The organism is Actinomyces sp. HMT 175, from assembly GCF_016694895.1.
In the GTDB taxonomy this organism is placed as follows: Bacteria; Actinomycetota; Actinomycetes; order Actinomycetales; family Actinomycetaceae; genus Actinomyces; species Actinomyces oris.
The window spans coordinates 1,799,259-1,823,089 of the sequence record NZ_CP068012.1 but is presented as its reverse complement, the minus strand read 5'-3'; the positions used below and the strand labels follow the sequence as shown (position 1 = coordinate 1,823,089).

Genomic DNA, 23,831 nt, shown 5'->3' with positions numbered 1-23,831 from the left:
ATCGCTGTCCGGGGGCGCGGCAACATGTGCGATACCACCGCCGTTGAGGCCTCGGATCTGATCGAGGTGGATCTGGGTCCGCGGGCTCGTGGGTTCTTCACCACCCGCGGCCTGCGGGCCCGTCCCGTCTCGGCCCCGGGTGGCGGCGCTCAGGACCGGGGTGCGGAGCGCGAGGAAGGGACCGCATATGACGGGTGGAACCTGGCGCTCCACGTCGGGGACGACTCGCAACGTGTTCGTTGTCATCGTCGTCGGCTCGAGGAGCTGCTCGGGCTCGAGCAGGGGCGCCACCTGGCCTGGATGAACCAGGTTCACTCCGCCGTCGTGGCCACGGCTCAGGCCGGTGACGTTCCCACTGCGGACGCCCTCGTCCTGGACTCTCGGACGGGCGGGGCGCCTGCAGGCTGCTGCGTTCTCGTGGCCGACTGCGTCCCCGTCCTGCTCGCGTCCCGGGACGGAGCTCTGACAGCCGCCGTGCACGCCGGTCGGCGAGGCATGCTCGACGGCGTCGTCCCCGCCACCATCGACTTCCTTCGGCGCAGCGGAGTGGAACCGGTGGATCTGTGGGCCGCCGTGGGGCCGTCGATCTGTGGCTCCTGCTACGAGGTCCCCGAGGAGATGCTTGCCCTGTCCGCGCAGCGCGAACCGGCGTGCGCCTCGCGCACATCGTGGGGGACGCCCGGCCTTGACGTTGCGGCAGGGGTACTGGCTCAGCTCGAGCGCGCCGGTGTTGGTCACATCAGCGCTGGTCAGTGGTGCACCTACGAGGACCCTCGCTTCTTCTCCTACCGCCGTGACGGAGTGACTGGACGTCTGGCAGGCATTGGAGTTCCGCGATAAGGCCCGTCTGCTGAGTAACTCCTGGGCGTGACCTTCCTGAAACCTGAGGTGGGGGACACGCCGAGGTGAGGTCCCCGTGCGGTGTCACGGGGACGGATACCGTCGCAGCACATCCGGAACGCAGGGGACCGGACGAACCAAGGAGCGATAAATGGGCGCGCTGCGCAGTATGACCAGTTTCCTCGGCTACTCGGAGCCGGAGGAAGAGACCTACGAGGACAGCTACGAGGCTGCCGATGCCGGTTACGCCGTGCAGGAGCACGAGCAGGACTTCGTTGACGAGGGGTACGAGGACTTCTCTGCCCCGGCTGCGCCCGATCCCGTTGTCGCTGCCCCCGACCTTCGCCGCATCGTCACGGTCCACCCCTCGACCTACAACGAGGCCAGGATCATCGGCGAGTCCTTCCGTGACGGCGTCCCCGTCATCATCAACCTCACCGGCATGAGCGAGTCCGACGCGCGTCGCATGGTGGACTTCTCCGCCGGTCTGGTCTTCGGGCTGCACGGTGCCATCGAGCGTGTCACTCCGCGCGTGTTCCTGCTGACTCCGGCCAGCGTGGAGATCGACGGCGGCGAGGTCGCCGAGGCCCGCGGCCGCTTCTTCAACCAGAGCTGAGCTGACTCGTACGTGAACCTCGTCTCTGCGGTAGCCGGGATCCTGTCGAGCATTCTGAGCCTGTACTTCCTCATCCTCCTGGTCAGGGTCGTGCTCGACTGGATTCAGGTATTCGCCCGCCAGTGGCGTCCCCAGGGGGTCGTCCTGGTGCTGGCCAACCTTGTCTACGCTCTGACGGATCCTCCTCTGCGAGTGATCCGTCGGAGGGTTCCCATGGCACGCCTGGGAGGGGTCGGTATCGACCTGAGCTTCCTGGTCCTGGTCTTCGGGATCTGGATCATCCAGTGGTTCCTCGGGCTTCTCATCTGAACAGGTGTGAAGTTGCGAGCGAACCGCTAGAGTGCTGTTCTCACGTCAGCGTGAGATAGCGCGCTTGATGTGGCCTGAACCTCGAGTTCAGGTACTCTGTCCGCATGAGTGACCGGATGCCCGGTGCTCGTGACCTTATCCGTAACGACACCGAGGTGACGACCCATGACGCTGCTGACAGCAGACGACGTCCTCAACAAGAAGTTCCAGGCGACCAAGTTCCGTGAGGGCTACGAGCAGGACGAGGTCGACGAGTTCCTCGACGAGGTAGTCGAGGCCATGCGTCAGCTGGAGGCTGAGAACGCCGACCTCAAGGCCAAGCTCGAGGCCGCCAACCGCCGAGTGGCCCAGCTCGGCGAGGGGGCTGCCATCCCCTCCGCACCCGCTTCCCCCGTATCTCCGGTTCAGGCGGAGCCTGCCATGTCCATGCCGGCCGTCTCCGCCGGCGAGACCGGCGGCCAGGGCCCGGCTGCTGCCTCCGGCATGCTCGAGCTGGCCCAGCGCCTTCACGACGAGCACGTCGCCAACGGCAAGGCCGAGGGCGAGCGCATCGTCACCGAGGCCCGCTCCACCGGTGAGCAGATCGTGCGCGAGGCCGAGGACCAGCGCAACCGCACCCTCGCCCAGCTGGAGAAGGAGCGTGCCAACCTCGAGCACAAGATCGACGAGCTGCGCCGCTTCGAGTCCGACTACCGCACTCGCCTCAAGAGCTACCTGCAGAACCTGCTGGCCAACGTCGAGGACGGCGGCGAGAGCTCCATCTCCAGCCTGTGATCCTGCAGGGGTCGTGATCCTCCAGGCCGTGATCGCCTCCCGGCCCATCCCCGTGAGCACCTTCGGGAGTGGCCAACGGAGCCCCATCACGACGGTCCCCATCCGATCAGGATGGTTCCGCTCCACCAGTCACCAGTGACACGGCCTCCTACGAAGGGCGGCGACCCGCACGGGTCGCCGCCCTTCGCTGGGTACACAGCCCATTCGTCACCCGTTCTCCTCTGATTCTCCTCTGAGCACAATGCGAGAAAGCCCCATGCCTGACCACGTCGATCCCGCATCCTTAGCACAGGAAGCCGCCGGCAGTGCCGCTGACGGCGGTAACGCCGACCACGCCGATAGCGCCGTCCCGCTGCCCACGGACAATCCCTTCAGCGCCATGGATAAGGCCATGACGTCGCAGGAGCGGTCAGCGGACGCGAGACGATCCAAACGCCTCCCCGTGATCGTGCTGTGGCTGGTGGCGATCATTGTGATCGTCGTGGACCAGGTCTCCAAGCAGTGGGCGCTCTCAGCCCTGTCCGACGGTCGGCACACGGCGCTGTTCGGCCGGGCGCTTGGCCTGGTCCTGGTGCGCAACCCGGGCGCCGCCTTCTCCTTCGCCACCGGGCAGACGTGGATTTTCGCGCTCATCGCCTCCTGCGTCGTGGCCATCATCATCCGTGTCTCCCGGAACCTGGCGTCTGGCTCCTGGGCGGTGGCCCTCGGCCTGGTCCTGGGCGGCGCGGTCGGCAACCTCATCGACCGCCTTCTGCGCGAGCCAGGCTTCCTGCGCGGCCACGTCATCGACTTCATCGACTACGGCGGCTACTTCGTGGGCAATGTCGCCGACATCGCCATTGTGGCGGCAGCCGCGGGCATCATCATCCTGTCCCTGGGAGGCTGGGAGATCGACGGCACGCGTGCCAGCGCCTCAGACGACCCGGAGGCGGAAGGCGGTGGCGCACCGCCCTCCTCAACCCGCCGAGGAGTTCGGGCCCGCGGGAAGGATCGCGCCGAGGCGTCCTCCAAGCCGGGGGAGCCCTTGGATGCATCGACGCAGGCGACTCCCGTGGAGCCGCAATGAGCGTGCGCCTGCTGCCCGTTCCCGACGGCTTCGACGGCGAACGCGTCGATGCCGCGCTGGCCCGGATGACGGGATTGTCCCGCAGCCGGGTCGAGGACCTGTGTGAGGCCGGAGAGGTGCGCCGAGGCGGCGAGACGCTGGCCAAGTCCTCTCGTCTGCGCGCGGGCGAGCTCCTCGAGGTCGACCTGCCCGACCCCCGTCCCGTCGAACCGGTCGCCACTCCCGTGGAGGGCATGGAGCTGCTCTACGAGGACGAGGACATCGTCGTCGTCGACAAGCCCGCGGGCGTGGCCGCGCACCCCTCCATGGGGTGGGACGGCCCCGACGTCCTCGGCGCCCTGAAGGCCATGCACGTGCGAGTGGCCACCTCCGGCGCCGCCGAGCGCCAGGGCATCGTCTCGCGCCTGGACGTGGGCACCTCGGGCGTCATGATCGTGGCCAAGGGGGAGCGGGCCTACTCGGTGCTCAAACGCGCCTTCCGGGAGCACACGGTGGACAAGGTGTACCACGCCCTGGTTCAGGGCCACCTCGATCCCTCCAGCGGCACCATTGACGCCCCCATCGGCCGTCACCCCAGCCGAGAGTGGAAGATGGCCATCATCGAGGGCGGGCGGGAGTCCATCACCCACTATGACGTCATCGAGGCGATGCCCGGGGCCTGCCTGGCCGAGATCCACCTTGAGACCGGGCGCACCCACCAGATCCGCGTCCACATGGCCGCCGTCGGCCACCCCTGCGTCGGAGACGCCACCTACGGCGCCGACCCGGTCATGAGCGCACGCACCGGTCTGATCCGCCAGTGGCTCCACGCCCGCGAGCTCGGCATCGCCCACCCCATCACCGGTGAGCACATGGTCTTCACCTCTGACTACCCCGACGACCTCGTCCACGCCCTCGATGTCTTGCGCCTGCCGTGAACAGGCTCTCCGTGGAGGTGAATGAGAGCAGTGACTGATCGCCTGCGTCGCTCGACCATGGCCCCGACGACGAGGCCGAGTGCTGACGAGGCGGTCTCGGAGACTCCCACCCTCGAGATCCGCCCGGCCACCGCCGTCCACGAACCCATTGGCTTCGCAACCGCCTGTGGCGATGAGACGGGCCCCGAGGCCGACCGGCTCCGCAGGTCCGTTGCCGACGTTCGTCTTGAGGTCTTCGTTGTTGAGCAGGCGGTTCCCCTCGCCCTGGAGATCGACGCCCGCGACGAGGAGCCGACCACGATCCATCTCCTGGCCAGTGGAGCTGACGGAACACCCCTGGGCGCCGGACGTCTCCTGATGGAGCCCGAACACCCCGGTCGGGTCCATCTGGGCCGCTTGGCTGTACGGAGCATCGTGCGTGGTACGGGGTTGGGTGCCCGCATCGTCGCTGCCCTCGAGCAGACTGCACTGCGCCACTCCGGCCGGCCCCGTGTGGAGGTGGTTCTCTCAGCTCAGGAGCAAGCCATGGGCTTCTATGAGCGCTGCGGATACCGGGTCCTGAACGGTCACCGCTACCTCGACGCCGGTATCTGGCACCAGGACATGGCCCGCATCGTCAGCAGCATCAGCACCGAGGACAGTTCCGGCCGTACCGCCTAGGCCGGTCGCTGACTCCCGGGTGTACGTGCTTGTGCGGACAGCAGGACTGAGAGGAGAGACACATGAGGATCGTTGTCATCGGTGCCGGGGGCATCGGAGGATGGCTCGGCGCCCGTCTGGCCGCGAGCGGCCAGCAGGTCGGCTTCCTCGTCCACGATCGCACCCTGGCGGCCCTGCGCTCGGGCGGGCTGACGCTGCGGGACTGCTCCCGGGGCGATCCCGGTACCGTGACCGCCCGCATCGAGACGCCCCTGGCCAGTGAGGATCCGCAGGCTCTCAACGACGCCCTGGGCGGTGAGCCTGACCTGCTCCTGGTCACCACGAAGGTCGATGCGCTACCGCAGCTGGCCTCGGCGCTCAGAGTTCTGACCGGCCCCGACACCGGTGTCGTCTCCACCCAGAACGGGATCAGCGCGCCCGAGCTGCTCGCCGACGCCGTCGGAAAGGAGCACGTCCTGCCCGGAGTCGCCCGGGTCTACTCCGCTATCACCTCGCCCGGGGAGGTCCGCACCATCGGCAACGCCGGCTCCCTGGCCCTGGGGGAGTGGGACGGTGCCGCCACCGCTCGCTGCGCCGCCGCCGTCGAAACCCTCGAGGCGGCCGGAATCCGGGCCTGGATCCCGGACTCCATCTGGGCCGAGCTGTGGCGCAAGGTCTCCTTCGTCGTCGTCCAGGGGGCCCTCGGCGCCGCCACGAACGCGCCCATCGGCGTCCTGCGCAGCGACCTGAGAGACGCCTTCACCCGGGCCGTGAGCGAGGTCGTCGCCGTCGCCGCGGCACTGGGCCACGACCTGGCCACCGACGATGCCCCCGACCCGGTCGCTGCGGCCCTGCGCATGGCTGATGCTCAGCCGGCCGGAGCCACCACATCGATGCAGCGGGACATCGCCTCAGGCCTGCCCAGCGAGCTCGACGCCCAGCTCGGTGCCCTGTGCCGCGCCGGAGACGAGGCGGGTGTTCCCACCCCCGTGCTCGACCTTGCGCTCAGCGTTCTGGCTCCGCGAGAGGCCGCCGCCCGGGCGGGCACCTGAGCCCGAAGTCCCTCTCGGAGGTAGTGGGAAGGGCGCCGCCCAGCAGAGGATTTCTCCCCCGGCTTAGCCGCTACCTCGGCGGTGTCCCGTCATGGCTGGGCAAGGCCCTGCCTTCGCGCTGGAGCACGCTGGGCCCCTCCAGGAGACATGGTGCCGGGCGGGCCTAGGATGGGGCCATGGCGGAGATGAGCAGTCAGGAAGAAGCAGCCCCCAAGGACGACTTCGTCCACCTCCACGTCCACACCGACTACTCCATGCTGGACGGCGCCGGGAAGATCAAGGACTACGTGGCCGAGGCCAAGCGGCTGGGCCAGCCCGCCCTGGCGATCACCGACCACGGCTACATGTTCGGAGCCTACGAGTTCTACGCGGCCGCCACGGCCGCCGGTATCAAGCCGATTATCGGGGTCGAGGCGTACATGACTCCGGGCACCTCCCGCTTCGACAAGACCCGTGTGTTCTGGGGCGATGAGTCCCAGCGGAGCGACGACGTCTCCGCCCGCGGCTCCTACACGCACATGACGCTGCTCTCACGCAACAACGAGGGCCTGCACAACCTCATGCGCATGGACTCCTTCGCCTCCCTGGAGGGTCAGTGGGGCAAGGCGCCGCGCATCGACCGCGAGCTGCTCTCGCGCTATGCGAGCGGCCTCATCGGCTCCACCGGCTGCCCCTCCTCGGAGGTCCAGACCCGCCTGCGCCTGGGCCAGTGGGACGAGGCCCTGCGCGTCGCCGGGGAGCTGCAGGACATCTTCGGCAAGGAGTTCTTCTACGTCGAGCTCATGGACCACGGCCTGGAGATCGAGCAGCGCGTCACCAAGGATCTGCTGCGCATCGCCAAGGAGATTGGGGCCCCGCTGCTGGCCACCAACGACTCCCACTACGTGCGCCCCGAGGACCGCACCATCCAGGACGCGATGCTGTGCATCAACTCCGGCTCCGTGCTTTCCGATCCTGATCGCTTCAAGTTCGACGGTGACACCTACTACCTGCGCCCCGGCGCCGAGATGCGCCGCCTCTTCTCCGAGATGCCCCAGGCATGCGACAACACCCTGCTCGTGGCTGAGCAGTGCGACGTGCACTTCCGTACCGTGGACGAGGGGGCCTCATACATGCCGGCCTTCCCCGTCCCCGAGGGGGAGACCGACGAGTCCTGGTTCATCAAGGAGTGCTGGCGCGGCATGGACCGCCGGTTCAACGGCGACATCCCCGAGGACTGCCGCAAGCAGGCCGAGTACGAGATCAGCGTCATCACCCAGATGGGGTTCCCCGGCTACTTCCTCGTTGTGGCCGACTACATCAACTGGGCCAAGGCCCACGGCATCCGGGTCGGGCCGGGGCGTGGATCGGGAGCCGGCTCCATGGTTGCCTACGCCATGGGCATCACCGAGCTCAACCCGCTGCGCCACGGGCTCATCTTCGAGCGCTTCCTCAATCCCGAGCGCATCTCCATGCCCGATATCGATGTCGACTTCGACGAGCGTCGGCGCGACGAGGTCATTGAGTACGTGCGTGAGAAGTACGGCGCCGACCGCATCAGCCAGGTGGTCACCTACGGCGTCATCAAGGCCAAGCAGTCCTTGAAGGACTCCAGTCGTGTCATGGGCTACCCCTACGCCGTTGGCGACCGGCTCACCAAGGCCATGCCCCCGTCCGTCCAGGGCAAGGACATCTCCATCAAGGGCATCTTCAACCCTGCCGACGAGCGCTACGGCGAGGCCGAGGAGTTCCGCAAGCTTCACGCCGAGGACCCCGACGCCCAGAAGATCGTCGAGCTGGCCAAGGGGCTGGAGGGCATGACCCGTCAGTGGGGCGTCCACGCCTGCGCCGTCATCATGTCCTCAGCCACGCTGACCGACATCATCCCCATGATGCAGCGCCTGCAGGACGGCGCCGTCATCACCCAGTTCGACTACCCCACCTGCGAGCACCTGGGCCTGCTCAAGATGGACTTCCTGGGACTGCGCAACCTCACGGTCATCTCCGACGCCCTGGAGAACATTGTCGCCAACGGCAAGCCGGCACTGGACATCGACCACGTCGAGCTCGACGACCGCGCCACCTACGAGCTGCTCTCACGCGGTGAGACCCTGGGCGTCTTCCAGCTCGACGGCGGGGGAATGCGTACGCTGCTGCGCCTGATGAAGCCGGACAACTTCGAGGACATCTCCGCCGTCGGCGCCCTCTACCGGCCCGGCCCCATGGGGGCGGAGTCCCACACCAACTACGCGCTGCGCAAGAACGGCCTGCAGGAGGTCATCCCGATCCACCCCGAGCTCAAGGAGGCCCTCGACCCGATCCTGGGGACCACGCACGGTCTCATCGTCTACCAGGAGCAGGTCATGAAGATCGCCACCGACCTGGCGGGATTCTCCATGGGCAAGGCCGACGCGCTGCGCAAGGCCATGGGTAAGAAGAAGATGGACATTCTGGCCAAGATGTTCGTCGAGTTCGAGGCCGGGATGGTTCAGTCCGGCTTCTCCAAGGAGAGCGTCAAGACTCTGTGGGACGTCGTCGTCCCCTTCGCCAAGTACGCCTTCAACAAGGCCCACTCGGCCGCCTACGGCGTCGTGTCCTACTGGACGGCCTACCTCAAGGCGCACTATCCGACCGAGTACATGGCCGCCCTGCTCACCAGCCAGAAGGACAACAAGGACAAGCTGGCCGTCTACCTGGGGGAGTGCCGCCACATGGGCATCACCGTCCTGCCCCCGGATGTCAACGCCTCGCGGGCCCAGTTCTCCGCGGTCGGTGAGGATGTGCGCTTCGGGCTGTCCGCAGTGCGCAACGTCGGCATCAACGTCGTCGACGCGATCGTGGCCGCCAGGGAGGACAAGGGCGAGTTCACCTCCTTCGAGGACTTCCTCGACAAGGTTCCCGCGGTCGTGTGCAACAAGCGCACCATCGACTCTCTCATCAAGGCCGGGGCCTTCGACTCCCTGGGGCACACCCGGCGCTCCCTGCAGGCCTGCCACGAGGACTTCGTCGATGAGGTCATCGGCGTCAAGCGCAACGAGGCCGCCGGCCAGTTCGACCTGTTCGCCTCCCTCATGGGTGGGTCCGACGACGCCGACGACTCACCCTTCGGCAACGGCCCGGTCTTCTCCTCCGACGTTCCCAACCTGCCGGAGTGGGACAAGAAGGACAAGCTCGCCTACGAGCGCGACATGCTGGGCCTCTACGTCTCCGACCACCCCCTCATGGGCCTGGAGGGGCTGCTGGGCAAGCTCGCGGACAAGGAGATCTCTGAGCTCCACGAGAACGATGAGCTGCCCGACGGCGCCATGGTCACCATCGCCGGGCTCATCACCTCCCTGACCCGCAAGACCACCAAGCAGGGCAACCTGTGGGCCATCGCCCAGGTCGAGGACCTGGCCGGAAGCATCGAGGTGCTCTTCTTCCCCCAGACCTATCAGACCGTCTCCACCATGCTGGCCCCGGACACGGTGGTCACGGTGCGCGGACGTCTCAACCGGCGTGACGGGCAGGTCGCCCTCTACGCCCAGGAGATGACGATCCCGGACATCTCCAGCGCCGCCCACGAGGCGGTCCTCATCACCCTTCCCACCAACCGGTGCACCGGGCCTCTGGTGGAGCAGTTCAAGGACGTGCTCACCAAGCACCCGGGTGGCTCGACGGTCCGTCTGACGCTGACCAGCCCGGGGCGCGAGGTGCGTACCCAGCTGGACGCCTCGCTACGGGTGGAGGCCTCGCCCGCCTTCTACTCCGACATCAAGGCCCTTCTTGGACCGGGGTGCCTGCGCCACTAGAAAGCCGTTTCCCAGGGAGTGGATCGCCCGCCCCGATGGGGACGTCGAACAACCGATGCCAGCCCGAGCGGGTACCGTTCGCAAACCCGTTCGTGATCTCACTGCGTCCTCATCAGTGCGCCACACGCCGGCTTTCCTCAGGGCGGCAGGTCCGCCTTCGGGAAGGTGGAAGCCGGTTTTGAGGCGGTATTCCCACAGGTCGTGCCACCTCCACCAGGGTTGGTGCTCACGTGGCGCCCCGTCTTCATCTTGATACTCTCGTAATGTCCACAAGCAGTCGGTGACTGTATTGTCTATGAGGTAATTTGATGAGTGACGAGGATTTCAACCCTCCAACGTTGACGCAGCAAGAGGAGCGGGACGCCGGCCCGCAGGAAGGACGGACAGGGGAGGTCCTCCAGGGCGCGGCGGCCGCGACGCCGGCCTTCCAGACCTCCCCGGCAACCGTGAAACGGCGCCAGCGTCACCTGCTCGACCGCCTGAGGAGATCGGTCTCCCGCCAGCCCCACGACGTCGGTGAGGGAATGGACAAGGTGGTCTTCGGCGTCGCCGCGGCCGCGACCATCGCCTTCGTCGTGTGGGGCTTCATCTCTCCGCACGGGCTGGGGAGGGCCTCCAAGTGGGCCCTGGGGGGAACGATCAGCAACTTCGGCTGGCTGTTCGTCCTGTCCTCGACCCTGTTCGTCGTCTTCGTCGTCTTCGTGGCGGCCTCCCGTTTCGGCAAGATCCCCCTGGGCGGGGACGGAGAGGAGCCCGAGTACTCCACCGGCTCCTGGGTCTCCATGATGTTCGCCACGGGAATGGGGATCGGACTGATTTTTTACGGGGTCGGTGAGCCGCTCTACTTCTACGTATCTCCCCCGCCGGAAACGGTCGACCCTCAGACCGCCCAGGCCGCCAGTACCGCCCTGGGCACGGCCATGTTCCACTGGACCATCTACCCGTGGGCGATGTACGCCCTGGTGGGGCTCGGGATGGCCTACGGAACCTACCGACTGGGACGCTCCCAGCTCTTCTCGGCCATGTTCACCTCCCTGTTCGGGCGCCAGGCCATCGACGGGATCGGCGGGCGCATCATCAACATCCTGGCGATCGTCGCCACCCTGTTCGGATCGGCCTGCTCCCTGGGGCTGGGCGCCCTGCAGATCGGCGGGGGCATGGTGTCGACCAACCTCGTCACCAAGTCCACCCCCGCGATGATGGTCGGCATCATCGCGATCCTGACGGCCTGCTTCGTGGCCTCCGCGATCTCCGGCATTGAGAAGGGCATCCAGTGGCTGTCGAACATCAACATGGTGCTGGCTGTGCTGCTGGCGATCATCGTCTTCATCGGCGGACCCACCCTGTTCATCCTCAACATCATCCCCTCGGCGATCGGCAACTTCATCGACGAGCTGCCCGCCATGGCCTCGCGCACGGCGGCCGTGGGCAATCAGGACATGGCCCAGTGGCTGTCCTCCTGGACGATCTTCTACTGGGCCTGGTGGATCTCCTGGACGCCCTTCGTGGGAATGTTCATCGCCCGCATCTCGCGCGGCCGCACCATCCGGCAGTTCGTCACGGGGGTCATGCTCGTCCCCTCGGTCGTCTCCCTCATCTGGTTCGCCATCTTCGGTGGCGGCGCCATCGGGCTCCAGGAACGCGCCGAGCGCGCCGGCCAGGCGGCGCACGCCCTCGTCCATCTCAAGGCCGATGGCACGCCCGACCTGAACTTCGACACGATCCTGTTCGACCTGCTCAACGCCATGCCCGTGCACAAGGTGGTCCTCATCGTCCTCATGGTGCTGGCAGTCGTCCTGGTGGCGATCTTCTTCGTCACCGGTGCCGACTCGGCCTCCATCGTCATGGGAGGGCTCTCGGAGAACGGTGCCACCGATCCGAGCCGCTTCACGGTCGTCTTCTGGGGCGTGGCCACAGGCGGCGTGGCCTCAGCCATGCTGCTCGCCGGTGGGGACGATCCGCGCGAGGTCCTCACCGGTCTGCGGGACATCACGATCGTCTCGGCGCTGCCCTTCGTCTTCGTGATGCTGCTGCTGTGCGTCTCGCTCTACAAGGATCTCAACAACGACCCCATGCTGCTGCGGCACTCGCTGGCCAACCAGGTCCTGGTCGACTCGGTCACCACCGCGGTCACGACGGCCAACGAGCCGCATGAGGTCGAGACCATCGAGCTGCACACCAGCCTGTCATCGACCACTGACGGCGACGACGCAGCCGGTGAGGGCTGCCAGGACAGCACCGACGAGGCCGCGCAGGACCCGAGTGCCGATACTCGCGCCGTCGCCGGTGCCGAGGACGCACCGACGGGATCGGAACGGAGGCAGGAGGGCTAAGTCGGCCGACTGCTCCTGGTGCTGGGGTCCGGGCTCATTGCCCGGGCCCCAGCTGCTCGACGGCGGCGCCCACCTGACCTGCGGGGTGATCGACGACAACGACGTCTCCACCGGCCAGGTGGTGCCCGCGACGCGTCTCCACGACGCCGTTGACAGTGACGTCTCCGGACTGGATGGCGATGCGCGCCTGTGCGCCGTCCTCCACCAGGCCCGCCAGCTTGAGGAACTGGCCGAGCCGGATGCTTCCGGACACTGAGATGAGTGGGTACCGGGATGGGCGCTGAGATGTTGCGTGCGTCATAGGTGGATCCTCGCAGACAGGGCACGAGATGCGCACGTCGGAGCAGGTAGCGCCCCGGCAGAGCGGCCGGCGACGAGTCGAGTGAGAGAAGCGTCTCTCAGAAGTATGCGGATATAACGGATGCCAAACAAAATTTATCACGGTAGGGTAACGGCGTTCTGATAACACTACGGAGACGGAGACACCATGAAGCGTCGAATCGTCGCCCAGATGGCGATACTCGCTCTATCGCTGTCGGCGCCTGTTCTGGCCGTGACTCATGCACCACAAGCCGCCGCCGCCGACGGCAACATCATTCATGTCTCGGCCGAGGGAGGCTCGGACGCGGGAGACGGAACCGCTGCCAAGCCCCTTCAGACCATTGGAGCCGCCCTGAAGAAGGCCGGCGGCGGAGACACCATCGAGCTGGCCAACGGCACCTACCGTGAGGGCGAGCTCGCCGTCGACAAGGGCGTGACCATCAAGGCGGCCGAGGGTGCTAAGCCGGTCCTCACCGGTGCCGAGGTCCCCAAGAGCTGGAGTGCCGGCGGTGACGGGAAGTGGTCCACGGGCAAGGACATGGTCCGCTTCTGCACGGTCTGCACCATCAATGCCGATCCCGCCAAGGAGGGGATCGCCGCCCACCCCGAGCAGGTGTTCGTGGACGGTAAGCCCCTGACCCAGGTGCTCAGCCGCGCCGAGGTCACCGAGTCCACCTTCTACGTGGACGACCCCGACCCGGTCACCCTGAAGAACCCGAAGAACAACCAGGCCGGCTACAACGTCAAGCCGCACCGGGGCACCTCCTACGTCATCGGTGTCGACCCCAACCAGCACCAGGTCGAGGTGGTCCAGCACTCCCGCGCCCTGTCCTTCAACACCGACAACATCACCCTGTCGGGGCTGACGGTGGAGAAGTACTCCGCGGTGCAGCGCTGGGACTACGAGGATCCCGAGATCGGCACCATCTCCGGTGGCGGAATGGTCGTGGCCGCTCACGGTGCTCCTCGCATTGAGAACTCCACCTTCCGCTACTCCTCGACGGCCGGTGCGCTGCAGGTCATCGACTCGACCAACGCGGTCGTGTCGAACAACCTGTTCGAGAACAACGGCTCCAACGCCTTCGGCATCAACGACTCCAGCGGTGCCAAGGTGGAGAACAACATGTGGAGGAACAACAACACCTCCGGCTTCATCACGAAGGACTGCGGCGCCTACTGCACCCTGGCCGACACCAAGATCACCCACTCCAAGAACATCCGCTTCGCCAACAACACCGTGGACTACTCGGCCACCGGCACGGACATCTCCGACCCCTCGGCCTATGACCAGAACCGGGCCGCGGGAGTCTGGTTCGACGAGGGCGTGATCGACTCCGAGATCGTTGGCAACTACTTCGTCAACGTCCCGGTGGCGATCTTCAACGAGGTCTCCTCCAACAACCTCATCGCCTCCAACATCGTGGCCGGGGCCGGCATCGGTATCCACGTCTCCGGGTCCAACGACACCCGCGTGTGGAACAACACCGTCTCCCACGCGCTCACCAGCCTGTGGATCCAGGAGGACACCCGTTCCGACGGCTGCAACGCCCGCAACGCCCAGGGTGTGTGCACCCAGGTGCAGAAGTGGAGCGCCGAGCATGGACTGAGCTGGGACACCACCAACACCAAGGTGATGAACAACATCTTCTCCTCCGAGCAGACCACCCCCATGCCCGGGGACCCGTGGCGCTACTCCGCCATGGTCCAGGTCCTGGGTGGGGCCAACCAGGACGGCTCCGGCGCGGTGTACGCCAATGAGATGGTCTCCAGCATCGACTACGACGTCTACTACCGCCACGAGAACCCCCAGACCCTGTCGACCACGGTCCTGTGGAACTGGGGCGCCGACCGCATGAACCAGTCGGTCAACGCCGAGAAGCTCTCGGACTTCACGGCCAGCCCGAGCGTCAAGGCCGAGGGCAAGGAGTCCAACGGTCTGGACCTGCACGGCTCCCCGGAGAACAACCCGTTCTTCGTCAAGGAGTCCGCCAACCCGATGGACAAGACCTCGGACTTCCACCTCAAGGAGGGAAGCCCCGCCTCCGGTAACGGTCACGCCCTGCCCGAGGACATCGCCAAGACCCTCGGCGTCAACGCCAACGTCCCCGTGGACCGCGGTGCGCTGGTCAACGTCGCCTGGGGCGGCGGCGCCGTTCCCGGTGCCGGGGACGCCCCCGCTGACAACGCCAACAACGGTGGCAAGGCTGCCGATAATGGCGACAAGGCCGCCAACAACAATGGCGGCAACGGCGGCAACGCCAATAACGGTGACAAGGCCGCTAACAACGGCGGCAACGCCAACAACGGCGGCAAGGCCGACAACAACAACGGCGGCAACGCCAACAACGGTGGTAAGGCCGACAACAACGGCTCGACCGTCACCGACGGGGCCGCCGGTACCGACGGCAACGACGCACAGGGCGCCAACCCCTCCAACTCCAAGGCGGGGGCCGGTCAGAAGAACTCCGGAATCGCCAAGCCCGGCGGCAACGCTCAGGGCGGTCAGGGCCAGGCCGCTGCGGCTGCAGCGGCTACCGGTGATAGCCGTCTTCCGCTCACCGGTGCCAGCATGACCGGCATCGTCCTCGCGGTGGCCGCCATCGCCCTGGGCGGCGGATTCATCCTGGTGCGCCGTCGCATGGCCAGCTGATCGCTGCTGGCCTCGGGGTGAGGCGCAGCGAGGGCGAGCTTGTGAAGAGCCCGGACAACCCGGATCATCACACCGTGACTGAGTCGCTCGCCATCACCGTCGGTGACTACTTCCCCGTGGGGCACAGGATGCGCCGACTCACCCCGAGGCTGGCTGAGGCCACCAACGCAGCACGCTCCGTCCTGATAGAGGTCGCACAGCACCGTGAGGTCATCACCTACGGTGAGCTCAGCGACTCGATCGGACGGAGCGTGCTGCCGCGTCATATGGGGCCGTTGCTCTCCATGATCGCCCATGACTGCGCTGCTCGAGGCGAACCGAGCCTGGCCTCCCTGGTGGTCTCGGCGACCACCGGAGAGGTCGGCACCGGGGACTCGAGCTGGGCCCCGCCGCAACGGCTCGCCTGCTGGGCACGATGGGGCGAGAAGTGGGCCAACGGCTGAGCGGATCGGTTCTCGCTATGTGGGACGGCGGCGGGGCTGGGAAACAGTCGTGGTTTGATACGCTCGACCATCCAGAGCGGCCGAGAGACCTGGTTCCATGACGCCGCAGCAACCCGGTACGCGGGTGCTTCAGCCAGGATCGATGGAGACGACGTGCACGACAACGAGCCCACCGGGCCCACCGCCGCGGCCAGCAGTCGCGGCGAGGCCTTGAGCAGCGCCGAGACCGGAACCGCTCGGCGACTGCCCACCGTCAGCCTGGAGCTGTTCCCCCCTCGACCGGGTAAAGCAGCCTCGGCCACCTGGGGCCGCATTGACCGGCTCCTGGCCACCGGGCCCGACTTCGTCTCGGTGACCTACCGGCCGACCTTCGTCACTGACCCTGCCGGCGGGGTCACTGGCGGCGGGCGCCAGGGGAGCGCGCATGAGCCGGAGGCGGGCCGGTGCGAGGCCCCCCGCGTGCGCGCGGTCCAGGAGCAGACCAACCCCTCCGAGTGCGTGCTCGCCCACGTGCTGGACTCCAGCACCATCCCCCTCATGGCTCACCTGACCTGTATCGGCTATCGCAAGCAGGAGGCCGTCGACATCGTCACTCGCTTCCTGCGCATGGGAGTACGGCGCTTCCTCGCCCTGCGCGGCGACCCGCCAGCCGGCACCCGGGCCGAGGATGTCGCCGGGGAACTGCGCCACGCCGACGACCTCGTCCGGGTCATCCGGGAGGTCGAGGCCGACTTCTTCGGTGACGGCAGGCGCCACGTCACGATCGCCGTGGCCGCCTACCCGGCCACCAACGACCACATCGAGGCCATTGAGGTCCTGGCCGCCAAGCAGGCCGCCGGGGCCGACATGGCGATCACCCAGGTGTTCTACGACGCGGCCGACTATGTGGCGCTGACCAACGCGGCCTCCTACGCGGGGGTGAGCATCCCGATCCTTCCCGGCGTGATCCCACTGACCGACCTGCGTCGGCTCACCCGTCTTGAGGCGCTCACCGGGGTGCGCGTGCCCGCCGGCCTGCGATCCTCGCTGGGATCGGCCAGCGGCGCCACCCTCGTGGAACGCGGCATCGGCGCGACGCTCGACCTGGCCACAGCGCTGCTGCGCGCCGGCGCCCCCGGTCTGCACCTGTACACCTTCAACCGCACCCGACCGGCCCTCGACGTCATCAGCCACCTGCGTCTGGGCGGCATCCTGGCTGGAGCCGCGCCCGATCGGGAGGTGCGCGACGCCGTCGATCGCGGATACCTCCAGGCCACACCCGGCCGAGGCCCTTCTTTCCTGCGCCGTGGCTCTGCCCGCGCAACAGTGTCTTCCCACCACCCCGTTCAGCCCCTCACCACCATCACCAAGGAGAATGCATGAGCGCCACCCCTGAGTCGGTCGCCCCCGCCTCGCCGGCTGAGATCGCCGTGACCGAGTCACAGGTCCCCTCCGCCCCCCTGCCGGGGGCCACCATCCTGGGATACCCCCGCATCGGAAGGGACCGTGAGCTCAAACGCGCCGTGGAGTCCTTCTGGAAGGGGAACCTGAGCGTCGAGGAGCTCAAGCACGCCGCTGCCGAGCTGCGCGGGGCGACCCGCTCGCGCCTGACGGACCTGGGGCTGACTCAGCCCGCCTCGGTGCCGGCGGACTTCACCCTGTACGACCAGGTTCTTCAGGTGACCGCCACCCTGGGCGCTGCGCCCGCCCGTTTCCGCGACCTGCTGAACGCCGACGGCGCCCTCGATGTCGAGGGCTACTTCACCCTGGCCCGTGGTGAGGGCGCCCGTCCCGCCATGGAGATGACCAAGTGGCTGGACTCCAACTACCACTACCTGGTCCCCGAGATCGACGCCTCCACCCCCATCGACTACGTCGACACCGCCATCGCCGACCAGGTCCGCGAGGCCAAGGCCGCCGGGACCGAGGTCCGCCCCGTCGTCGTGGGCCCGGTGAGCTACCTGCTCATGGCCAAGCCCTCCGACGAGGCAGCCGAGGACTTCCACCCCCTGGACCGCCTCAGCGACGTGCTGCACGCCTACGGCCACCTCCTCATGGACCTGCACGAGGCCGGCGCCACCTGGGTCCAGCTCGACGAGCCCGCCCTGGTCTCCGACTCCTGGAACGTGGAGCGCCAGCGCGTCCTCGACGCCGTGCGTGACGCCTACACCTGGCTGGGCGCCATCGTGGAGCGCCCCCAGATCCTGGTGGCCGGAACCTACGGCTCCCTGGGCGACGCCCTGCCCGTGCTCGCTCAGACCCCGATCGAGGCCGTGGGCCTGGACCTCGTGGCCGGCGCCCTGCCCGAGGCCGGCGACCTGGCCGCCCTGGAGGGCAAGACCGTCGTCGCCGGCGTCGTCTCGGGCCGCAACATCTGGCGCACCGACCTGAACCGGGCCATGGACGTGCTCGAGCAGCTGCGCGAGCGCCTTCCCGAGGGCACCCCCATCACCGTGGCGACCTCTACCTCCTTGCAGCACGTGCCCCACGACGTCGAGCGCGAGACCGCCATCGACCCGGAGATCCGCTCCTGGCTGGCCTTCGCCGACCAGAAGGTCGGGGAGGTCATCACCCTGGCCAAGGGTCTGGAGCAGGGGCGTGACGCCATCGCCGCTGAGCTGTCTCAGGACGCCGACCTGCGCAAGCAGCGCGCCGCCCACCCCGGCGTGCACCGCGACGAGGTCCGCACCGCCGTCGGCGCCGTCACGGACGCCGACCGCACCCGCGCCCCCTACGGTGAGCGCAAGGCGGCCCAGGACGAGCGCCTCGGCCTGCCGGAGCTTCCCACCACCACCATCGGCTCCTTCCCGCAGACCGCCGAGATCCGTAAGGCCCGCGCCGCCTGGCGCAAGGGCGAGATCGACGACGCCGCCTACGACGCCGCCATGCGCGCCGAGATCGCCAGCGTCGTTGCCCTTCAGGAGCGCCTCGGCCTGGACGTCCTGGTCCACGGTGAGGCCGAGCGCAACGACATGGTCCAGTACTTCGCCGAGCTGCTCGACGGCTTCGTGACCACCGAGCACGGCTGGGTCCAGTCCTACGGCTCGCGCTGCACCCGTCCCTCCATCCTGTGGGGTGACGTCGCCCGCCCTGAGCCCATGACGGTGACCTGGTCGGCCTACGCCCAGTCCCTGACCGACAAGCCCCTCAAGGGCATGCTCACCGGCCCGGTGACGATCATGGCCTGGTCCTTCGTACGCGACGACATCCCGCGCGCCCAGGTCGCCGACCAGCTGGGCCTGGCCCTGCGCGCGGAGGTGGCGGACCTCGAGGCCGCCGGCATCGGCGTCATCCAGGTCGACGAGCCCGCCATCCGCGAGACCCTGCCGCTGCGGCGCGCCGACCGTCCCGCCTACCTGGAGTGGTCCGTCGGCTCCTTCCGCCTGGCCACCGGAGGGGCGGCTCCTGCCACCCAGATCCACACCCACCTGTGCTACTCGGAGTTCGACGTCGTCATCGATGCGGTCGACCACCTGGACGCCGACGTGACCTCCATCGAGGCCTCCCGCTCGCGCATGGACATCCTGCCCGCGGTGGCCGAGCACGGCTTCGAGCGTCAGCTCGGCCCGGGCGTGTGGGACATCCACTCCCCGCGCGTGCCCAGCCAGGCCGAGTGCACCGAGCTGCTCCAGCGGGCCGTCGACGCCCTGGGCGGCGAGAAGGTCTGGGTCAACCCCGACTGCGGTCTCAAGACCCGCGGCTACACCGAGACCGAGGCGAGCCTGACCAGCCTGGTCGGTGCCGCGCGCGCCGTGCGCGAGGCCTGATGAGCTCTGACTCGACTGCAGGCGCCTGAGGCGGCCCGGGAGACAACGTGCTCTCCCGGGCCGCCTTGTGCACGGCCGGTAGGCTTACGGTCATGCTCACCCGCACCGATCTGCGCAGTACCCGACTCTCCGCACGCCAGCTGGCACAGGCCCTGCCCCGGGCCGCCCTTGACGTCACCGCCGCCCAGGCCGCCGTGGCTCCACTGATCGAGGACGTCCGCCGTCGCGGAGCGGCCGCACTGCGCGACGCCGCCGAGCGATTCGACGGCGTGCGACCCGTTCACCTGCGTGTGCCCGCTGCTGCCATCACCCAGGCGCTCGACGACCTGGACCCCGCGGTGCGCGAGGCCCTCGAGCTGTCCATCGCCCACAACCGGGCCGGGCACGCCGCCCAGGTGCCCGCTGAGCGCAGCACGGAGGTGGTCCCCGGAGGCACCATCACCCAGCGCTGGATCCCCGTGGAGCGGGTGGGGCTCTACGTTCCCGGAGGACTGGCGGTCTACCCCTCCAGCGTGGTGATGAACGCGGTGGCCGCCCAGGTCGCCGGTGTCGAACAGATCGCTTTGGCCAGCCCGCCTCAGGCCGAGTTCGCGGGTCTGCCCCACCCCACGATCCTGGCGGCGTGCGCGCTGCTGGGGATCACCGAGGTCTACGCCGTCGGCGGCGCCCAGGCCATCGCGATGCTCGCCTACGGCGCCGACGCCCAGGACGACACCGACCGCGCGGACGCCGGGGGAGAGGTCCTGTGCCGGGGCGTGGACGTCATTACCGGTCCCGGCAACGTCTACGTGGCGGCCGCCAAGCGAGCCGTCATGGGGGCGGTCGGCATCGATGCCGAGGCAGGACCCACCGAGATCGCCGTCCTGGCCGACGCCGGGGCCGACCCCGAGTACGTGGCCGCCGACCTGCTCTCCCAGGCGGAGCACGATCCCAATGCCGGCAGCGTCCTCATCACCGACTCCCCGCAGCTGGCGGACGCCGTCGATGCGGCGCTCGAGCGCAGACTGAGCGCGACCCGGCACCGGGAGCGGGCATCGACCGCATTGAGGGGTCCGCAGTCGGGAACCGTCCTGGTGCGTGACCTCGCCCAGGCCATCGAGGTCGCCAACGCCTACGCGGCCGAGCACCTGGAGATCCACACCTCCGACGCCCCTGGGGTCGCGCGTCGGATCCGTAATGCCGGAGCCATCTTCGTCGGGCCCTGCAGCCCGGTGCCCCTGGGGGACTACCTGGCCGGCTCCAACCATGTCCTGCCCACCGGGGGCACCGCCCGGTTCGCGGCCGGGCTGAGCGTGATGGCCTTCCTCAAACCGGTCCAGCTCATCGAGTACAGCGCGAGCGCCCTGGAGTCCATGACGCCGGCGCTGGAGGTCCTGGCGAGCTGCGAGGATCTGCCCGCCCACGGGGAGGCGGCCCGTGCCCGAAGGCAGTGAAAATGCCTGCTGAGCAGGCCGATTGAGATCGTCCTGTGACCTTCTGGTGACCGTGCTCTGCCGCGTCAGGGGACGGCGCTGGAGCGAGGCGCGGATTCGTTGGCGATTCAACTGGCGGAATCCTGCCGTTTCCCTCTCTTGTGAGCCACCTCCAAGAGGGCGCTTATTGCATGGTCGAATAACACAGTGTTGCAAAGCGTTACTCTATTGTTATATTTGGTGGTGACGCACGGTGCGCCGTGCCCGACGGGCTGAGTTCCCACATCCCGTCATCCCCGGGCGCGCCGCACCGAGGCGTTGGTTGCCGACCTGGCCTGCTCGCGCATGCGGTGATGACGGTCGGCGCCGGCCCTACCCCTTGGATCCAGATGGATGGCCTCATGCACTACTCCCCATTCGCCGCCGGAACCGGACTGTTCGTCGTGTGGTATGTCGCCCCGGCAGGTTCCCTTCCCGCTCTCGTCGCTCGTTTCCTCATTGACTGCGCCGGCCTGGTGTTCGTCGCCATCCTGGCCTTCTTCCTGCTGACCAACCTCTATGGCGCGGCCCGCGCCCTGATCCCGCACTCCAGGCGCTCCGCCGGGCGTCACGCGCAGCAGCGCAGCGGCCTGATGAGTCTGCGGGCGTGATGGTGACGCAGACCCCGTTCCTGCCCATGAGCTTCGATTCCTCGAGCCCTCTGGGAGTCCTCGACCGCATCGGTTGGTGGGGAGCCCTGGGGATGATCGCAGTCGCCCTTGCCTACACCTTCTTCATGCTCATCGCCTCGCGCGGGGCCCCACGGCACGGCGGTCCCTCGCATCCGGATGCGCCGCTGCTCGTCGTCATCCTCATGCCCTGCCTCAACGAGGCCGCGGTCATCGGCGCCAGCGTCCGGCGGCTCACCTCCATCCCGGACCCCGGCCTGCGCATCATGGTCATCGACGACGGCTCCGACGACGACACCGCCCAGGTGGCCGCCCAGGCCGGCGACGAGCGCGTCGAGGTAGTTCGCCGTCGTCCTCCCCACGCCCGCCTGGGAAAGGGGGAGGCCCTCAACGACGCGCTGTCGATCGTGCGCTCCCGGTGCACCACGGTGTCCTCCTCACGAGTCGTGGTAGGAGTCATGGACGCCGACGGCAGGCTCGACCCCCACGCCATCGGGGAGGTGCGCAAGGCCTTCGCCCCGCAGGAGGTCGGTGCTGTCCAGATGGGGGTGCGCATCAACAACCGCTTCGGCTCCCTGCTCGCCCGCATGCAGGACATGGAGTTCGTCATCTTCACCGAGGTCTTCCAGCGAGGCCGGCGCCGGGTCCGCAGTGTCGGCATGGGTGGCAACGCCCAGTTCGTCCGCCTCAGCGCACTCGACGCCCTGGGGCCCCGGCCCTGGACCCGGTCGCTGACCGAGGACTTCGACCTGGGGATCCGGCTCAACGCCACCAGCTGGACCAACGAGTTCTGGCGCGCGGCCTCCGTTCACCAGCAGGGCGTGACCAACATGCGCCGCCTCCTGCGTCAGCGCACCCGCTGGTTCCAGGGAAACCTCCAGGCGCTGCACCTGCTGCGCTCCGTGGCCCGCGAGCAGCGCGGCCTGGGGCGGGCCGACACGCTCTGGCAGATCCTCACGCCCTACCTGCTCCTGACCGGCTCCCTGCTGACCCTGTCCTTCCTCATCACCATGGTGACCGCCGGGGTGGCCGCGGTCCTGAGGTGGGAGCAGTCATGGGCGTGGCTCGTGGGGGCCTATGTCATCGCCTTCGGGCCGGCGCTCATCTACGCCTGGATCTACTGGCGCATCGAGCGCAGTGAGGGCCTGAGCCTGCTCAAGTCCGTGGGCTACGCGCACCTGTTCGTCCTTTACGGCCTCCTTCCCAGCCTCTACGGCTGGCGAGCAGTCGCCCGGGAGCTGACCGGACGCACCGGGTGGGCCAAGACCGCGCGGGAGGCGGAACCGGGGCAAGGAGCGCAGGGCACACCGAGCGCACCTAGCGCACCGGTGGCCGGCTCCAACGGATCGGCAGCCATGGGCTCACCGGTACCGAGCAAGCAGCGCCCGCCCAGCGGGCCGGAGAGGGTGCAGCCCCTCGCGTCCCCCCAGGCCGCGGGGCCGGGCAGAACCGTTCCGGCCACCCCGACCGTGCCGACCCGCCCCGTGCTCAACCCCACCGCCGTGATCGTGCGCCGGCCCCGTCCGACATCCAGCAGCCTGACCAATGAGGAGATGAGATGACAGCTGCCAACGCACCTCAGCACGCAGGAGCCGTCGACGGCTCTCGTCGCGGCAGGTTCCTGCGTCGCGCCCTCCTGACGGTCTGCGTCCTGGCACTGGTTCTAGGAGTCACCGTGTACTGCCACGCCCGAGAGACCGACGCACCGGACTGCTCCCAGTGGGAGATCATCTTCGACGGTTACGGCGAGGCCTCGTGCTCCGACGGCCTGCTGCGCCTCAAGCCGACGTCGGCCAACTCCCACGACACGACCCACGCCGGTCTGGCCACATCCTCCACGGTGAAGATCGAGGCGGGAGGCGTCCAGACCATCCACACCACGATGACCACTGTCAGGCAGCTGCGAGAGGACGGCGACCCCAACGCCTGGGAGGTCGCCTGGCTCCTGTGGAACTACACCGACAACAACCACTTCTACGCCCTGGCCCTCAAGCCCAACGGCTGGGAGGTCTCCAAGCAGGACACCGCGTACCCCGGGTACCAGCGATTCCTGTCATCGGGCAACACGCCCGTCTACCCACCTGGGAAGAGCCACGACGTCACCGTCACCATTGATACGACCAAGCCCTCAGAGGCGACCTTCACCATCACCGTGGACGGGCAGGAGCTCGGAACCGTCACCGACGAGCAGTCCCCCTACCGCTCCGGCAAGGTGGCGGCCTACTGCGAGGACTCCGACGTCACCTTCACCCCGATCATCGAGGACGAGTAAGGC

Annotated in this window: 19 protein-coding genes and 1 riboswitch; of the genes, 18 read left to right on the top strand and 1 reads right to left on the bottom strand. The window is 68.1% G+C overall.

What is annotated here, in order from left to right:
• Positions 1 to 24: 24 nt before the first annotated feature.
• The 10 genes from JJJ14_RS07785 (at position 25) to JJJ14_RS07740 (ending at position 12,316) form a co-directional block, all read left to right on the top strand.
• The gene (locus JJJ14_RS07785; RefSeq protein WP_101559569.1) at positions 25 to 840 is read left to right on the top strand and encodes a polyphenol oxidase family protein; all 816 of its coding nucleotides are present in this window, start codon (positions 25 to 27) and stop codon (positions 838 to 840) included.
• A gap of 151 nt (positions 841 to 991) precedes the next feature.
• On the top strand, positions 992 to 1,456 hold the full coding sequence (locus tag JJJ14_RS07780) for a cell division protein SepF (protein WP_009747222.1): 465 nt from the start codon (positions 992 to 994) through the stop codon (positions 1,454 to 1,456).
• A gap of 12 nt (positions 1,457 to 1,468) precedes the next feature.
• Positions 1,469 to 1,765 (top strand): YggT family protein, encoded by a 297-nt coding sequence (locus tag JJJ14_RS07775; protein ID WP_003786269.1) that lies wholly within the window; start codon positions 1,469 to 1,471, stop codon positions 1,763 to 1,765.
• Positions 1,766 to 1,930: 165 nt separating this feature from the next.
• Positions 1,931 to 2,539 carry a DivIVA domain-containing protein gene (locus tag JJJ14_RS07770; protein ID WP_003786267.1) on the top strand — a complete coding sequence of 203 codons (609 nt, stop codon included), beginning with the start codon at positions 1,931 to 1,933 and terminating at the stop codon, positions 2,537 to 2,539.
• Between the two features lie 256 nt (positions 2,540 to 2,795).
• On the top strand, positions 2,796 to 3,605 hold the full coding sequence (gene lspA, locus JJJ14_RS07765; RefSeq protein WP_201443781.1) for a signal peptidase II: 810 nt from the start codon (positions 2,796 to 2,798) through the stop codon (positions 3,603 to 3,605).
• Entirely contained in the window at positions 3,602 to 4,522 is a 921-nt protein-coding gene (locus JJJ14_RS07760) for an RluA family pseudouridine synthase (RefSeq protein ID WP_070511262.1), read from the top strand. Before lspA ends, JJJ14_RS07760 begins: the two co-directional genes overlap by 4 nt.
• Before the next feature lie 57 nt (positions 4,523 to 4,579).
• The gene (locus tag JJJ14_RS07755) at positions 4,580 to 5,182 is read left to right on the top strand and encodes a GNAT family N-acetyltransferase (RefSeq protein WP_201445112.1); all 603 of its coding nucleotides are present in this window, start codon (positions 4,580 to 4,582) and stop codon (positions 5,180 to 5,182) included.
• Positions 5,183 to 5,244: 62 nt separating this feature from the next.
• Complete coding sequence (locus tag JJJ14_RS07750) at positions 5,245 to 6,213, top strand: ketopantoate reductase family protein (RefSeq protein WP_201443780.1); 969 nt, start codon at positions 5,245 to 5,247, stop codon at positions 6,211 to 6,213.
• 176 nt (positions 6,214 to 6,389) lie between these two features.
• Complete coding sequence (gene dnaE, locus JJJ14_RS07745; RefSeq protein WP_003786255.1) at positions 6,390 to 9,983, top strand: DNA polymerase III subunit alpha; 3,594 nt, start codon at positions 6,390 to 6,392, stop codon at positions 9,981 to 9,983.
• A 308-nt stretch (positions 9,984 to 10,291) separates the two neighbouring features.
• The gene (locus JJJ14_RS07740; RefSeq protein ID WP_201443779.1) at positions 10,292 to 12,316 is read left to right on the top strand and encodes a BCCT family transporter; all 2,025 of its coding nucleotides are present in this window, start codon (positions 10,292 to 10,294) and stop codon (positions 12,314 to 12,316) included.
• Between the two features lie 34 nt (positions 12,317 to 12,350).
• Here the strand turns inward: JJJ14_RS07740 and JJJ14_RS07735 are convergent, their stop codons facing one another.
• The gene (locus JJJ14_RS07735) at positions 12,351 to 12,617 is read right to left on the bottom strand and encodes an RNA-binding S4 domain-containing protein (RefSeq protein WP_020991635.1); all 267 of its coding nucleotides are present in this window, start codon (positions 12,615 to 12,617) and stop codon (positions 12,351 to 12,353) included.
• Positions 12,618 to 12,803: 186 nt separating this feature from the next.
• Between JJJ14_RS07735 and JJJ14_RS07730 the strand changes: the two genes are divergently transcribed.
• From JJJ14_RS07730 to JJJ14_RS07695, 8 genes are all read left to right on the top strand, one after another.
• Positions 12,804 to 15,287: a right-handed parallel beta-helix repeat-containing protein gene (locus JJJ14_RS07730; RefSeq protein WP_201443778.1), complete on the top strand. Its 2,484-nt coding sequence runs from the start codon at positions 12,804 to 12,806 to the stop codon at positions 15,285 to 15,287.
• A 74-nt stretch (positions 15,288 to 15,361) separates the two neighbouring features.
• Positions 15,362 to 15,730: a hypothetical protein gene (locus JJJ14_RS07725; RefSeq protein WP_201443777.1), complete on the top strand. Its 369-nt coding sequence runs from the start codon at positions 15,362 to 15,364 to the stop codon at positions 15,728 to 15,730.
• A gap of 64 nt (positions 15,731 to 15,794) precedes the next feature.
• Positions 15,795 to 15,879, top strand: a riboswitch (SAM riboswitch).
• A gap of 4 nt (positions 15,880 to 15,883) precedes the next feature.
• A complete protein-coding gene (locus tag JJJ14_RS07720; RefSeq protein ID WP_201443776.1) occupies positions 15,884 to 17,092 on the top strand; it encodes a methylenetetrahydrofolate reductase in 1,209 nt (402 codons plus the stop codon).
• Positions 17,089 to 19,476: a 5-methyltetrahydropteroyltriglutamate--homocysteine S-methyltransferase gene (gene metE / locus JJJ14_RS07715; RefSeq protein WP_201443775.1), complete on the top strand. Its 2,388-nt coding sequence runs from the start codon at positions 17,089 to 17,091 to the stop codon at positions 19,474 to 19,476. Before JJJ14_RS07720 ends, metE begins: the two co-directional genes overlap by 4 nt.
• Positions 19,477 to 19,568: 92 nt before the next feature.
• Positions 19,569 to 20,909, top strand: a complete 1,341-nt coding sequence (hisD, locus tag JJJ14_RS07710) for a histidinol dehydrogenase (protein ID WP_201443774.1) — start codon at positions 19,569 to 19,571, stop codon at positions 20,907 to 20,909.
• 380 nt (positions 20,910 to 21,289) lie between these two features.
• Entirely contained in the window at positions 21,290 to 21,538 is a 249-nt protein-coding gene (locus JJJ14_RS07705) for a hypothetical protein (protein WP_232211289.1), read from the top strand.
• On the top strand, positions 21,538 to 23,118 hold the full coding sequence (locus JJJ14_RS07700) for a glycosyltransferase family 2 protein (RefSeq protein ID WP_201445111.1): 1,581 nt from the start codon (positions 21,538 to 21,540) through the stop codon (positions 23,116 to 23,118). Before JJJ14_RS07705 ends, JJJ14_RS07700 begins: the two co-directional genes overlap by 1 nt.
• Entirely contained in the window at positions 23,115 to 23,828 is a 714-nt protein-coding gene (locus JJJ14_RS07695) for a hypothetical protein (protein WP_201443773.1), read from the top strand. Before JJJ14_RS07700 ends, JJJ14_RS07695 begins: the two co-directional genes overlap by 4 nt.
• Positions 23,829 to 23,831: the final 3 nt, after the last annotated feature.

Bases quoted from the DNA above. Each gene is read 5' to 3' on its own strand.
- JJJ14_RS07785 (WP_101559569.1), top strand. From the start codon at position 25: ATGTGCGATACCACCGCCGTTGAGGCCTCGGATCTGATCGAGGTGGAT.
- JJJ14_RS07780 (WP_009747222.1), top strand. From the start codon at position 992: ATGGGCGCGCTGCGCAGTATGACCAGTTTCCTCGGCTACTCGGAGCCG.
- JJJ14_RS07770 (WP_003786267.1), top strand. From the start codon at position 1,931: ATGACGCTGCTGACAGCAGACGACGTCCTCAACAAGAAGTTCCAGGCG.
- lspA (WP_201443781.1), top strand. From the start codon at position 2,796: ATGCCTGACCACGTCGATCCCGCATCCTTAGCACAGGAAGCCGCCGGC.
- JJJ14_RS07760 (WP_070511262.1), top strand. From the start codon at position 3,602: ATGAGCGTGCGCCTGCTGCCCGTTCCCGACGGCTTCGACGGCGAACGC.
- JJJ14_RS07755 (WP_201445112.1), top strand. From the start codon at position 4,580: ATGGCCCCGACGACGAGGCCGAGTGCTGACGAGGCGGTCTCGGAGACT.
- JJJ14_RS07750 (WP_201443780.1), top strand. From the start codon at position 5,245: ATGAGGATCGTTGTCATCGGTGCCGGGGGCATCGGAGGATGGCTCGGC.
- dnaE (WP_003786255.1), top strand. From the start codon at position 6,390: ATGGCGGAGATGAGCAGTCAGGAAGAAGCAGCCCCCAAGGACGACTTC.
- JJJ14_RS07740 (WP_201443779.1), top strand. From the start codon at position 10,292: ATGAGTGACGAGGATTTCAACCCTCCAACGTTGACGCAGCAAGAGGAG.
- JJJ14_RS07735 (WP_020991635.1), bottom strand. From the start codon at position 12,617: ATGACGCACGCAACATCTCAGCGCCCATCCCGGTACCCACTCATCTCA.
- JJJ14_RS07730 (WP_201443778.1), top strand. From the start codon at position 12,804: ATGAAGCGTCGAATCGTCGCCCAGATGGCGATACTCGCTCTATCGCTG.
- metE (WP_201443775.1), top strand. From the start codon at position 17,089: ATGAGCGCCACCCCTGAGTCGGTCGCCCCCGCCTCGCCGGCTGAGATC.
- hisD (WP_201443774.1), top strand. From the start codon at position 19,569: ATGCTCACCCGCACCGATCTGCGCAGTACCCGACTCTCCGCACGCCAG.
- JJJ14_RS07705 (WP_232211289.1), top strand. From the start codon at position 21,290: ATGCACTACTCCCCATTCGCCGCCGGAACCGGACTGTTCGTCGTGTGG.
- JJJ14_RS07700 (WP_201445111.1), top strand. From the start codon at position 21,538: ATGGTGACGCAGACCCCGTTCCTGCCCATGAGCTTCGATTCCTCGAGC.
- JJJ14_RS07695 (WP_201443773.1), top strand. From the start codon at position 23,115: ATGACAGCTGCCAACGCACCTCAGCACGCAGGAGCCGTCGACGGCTCT.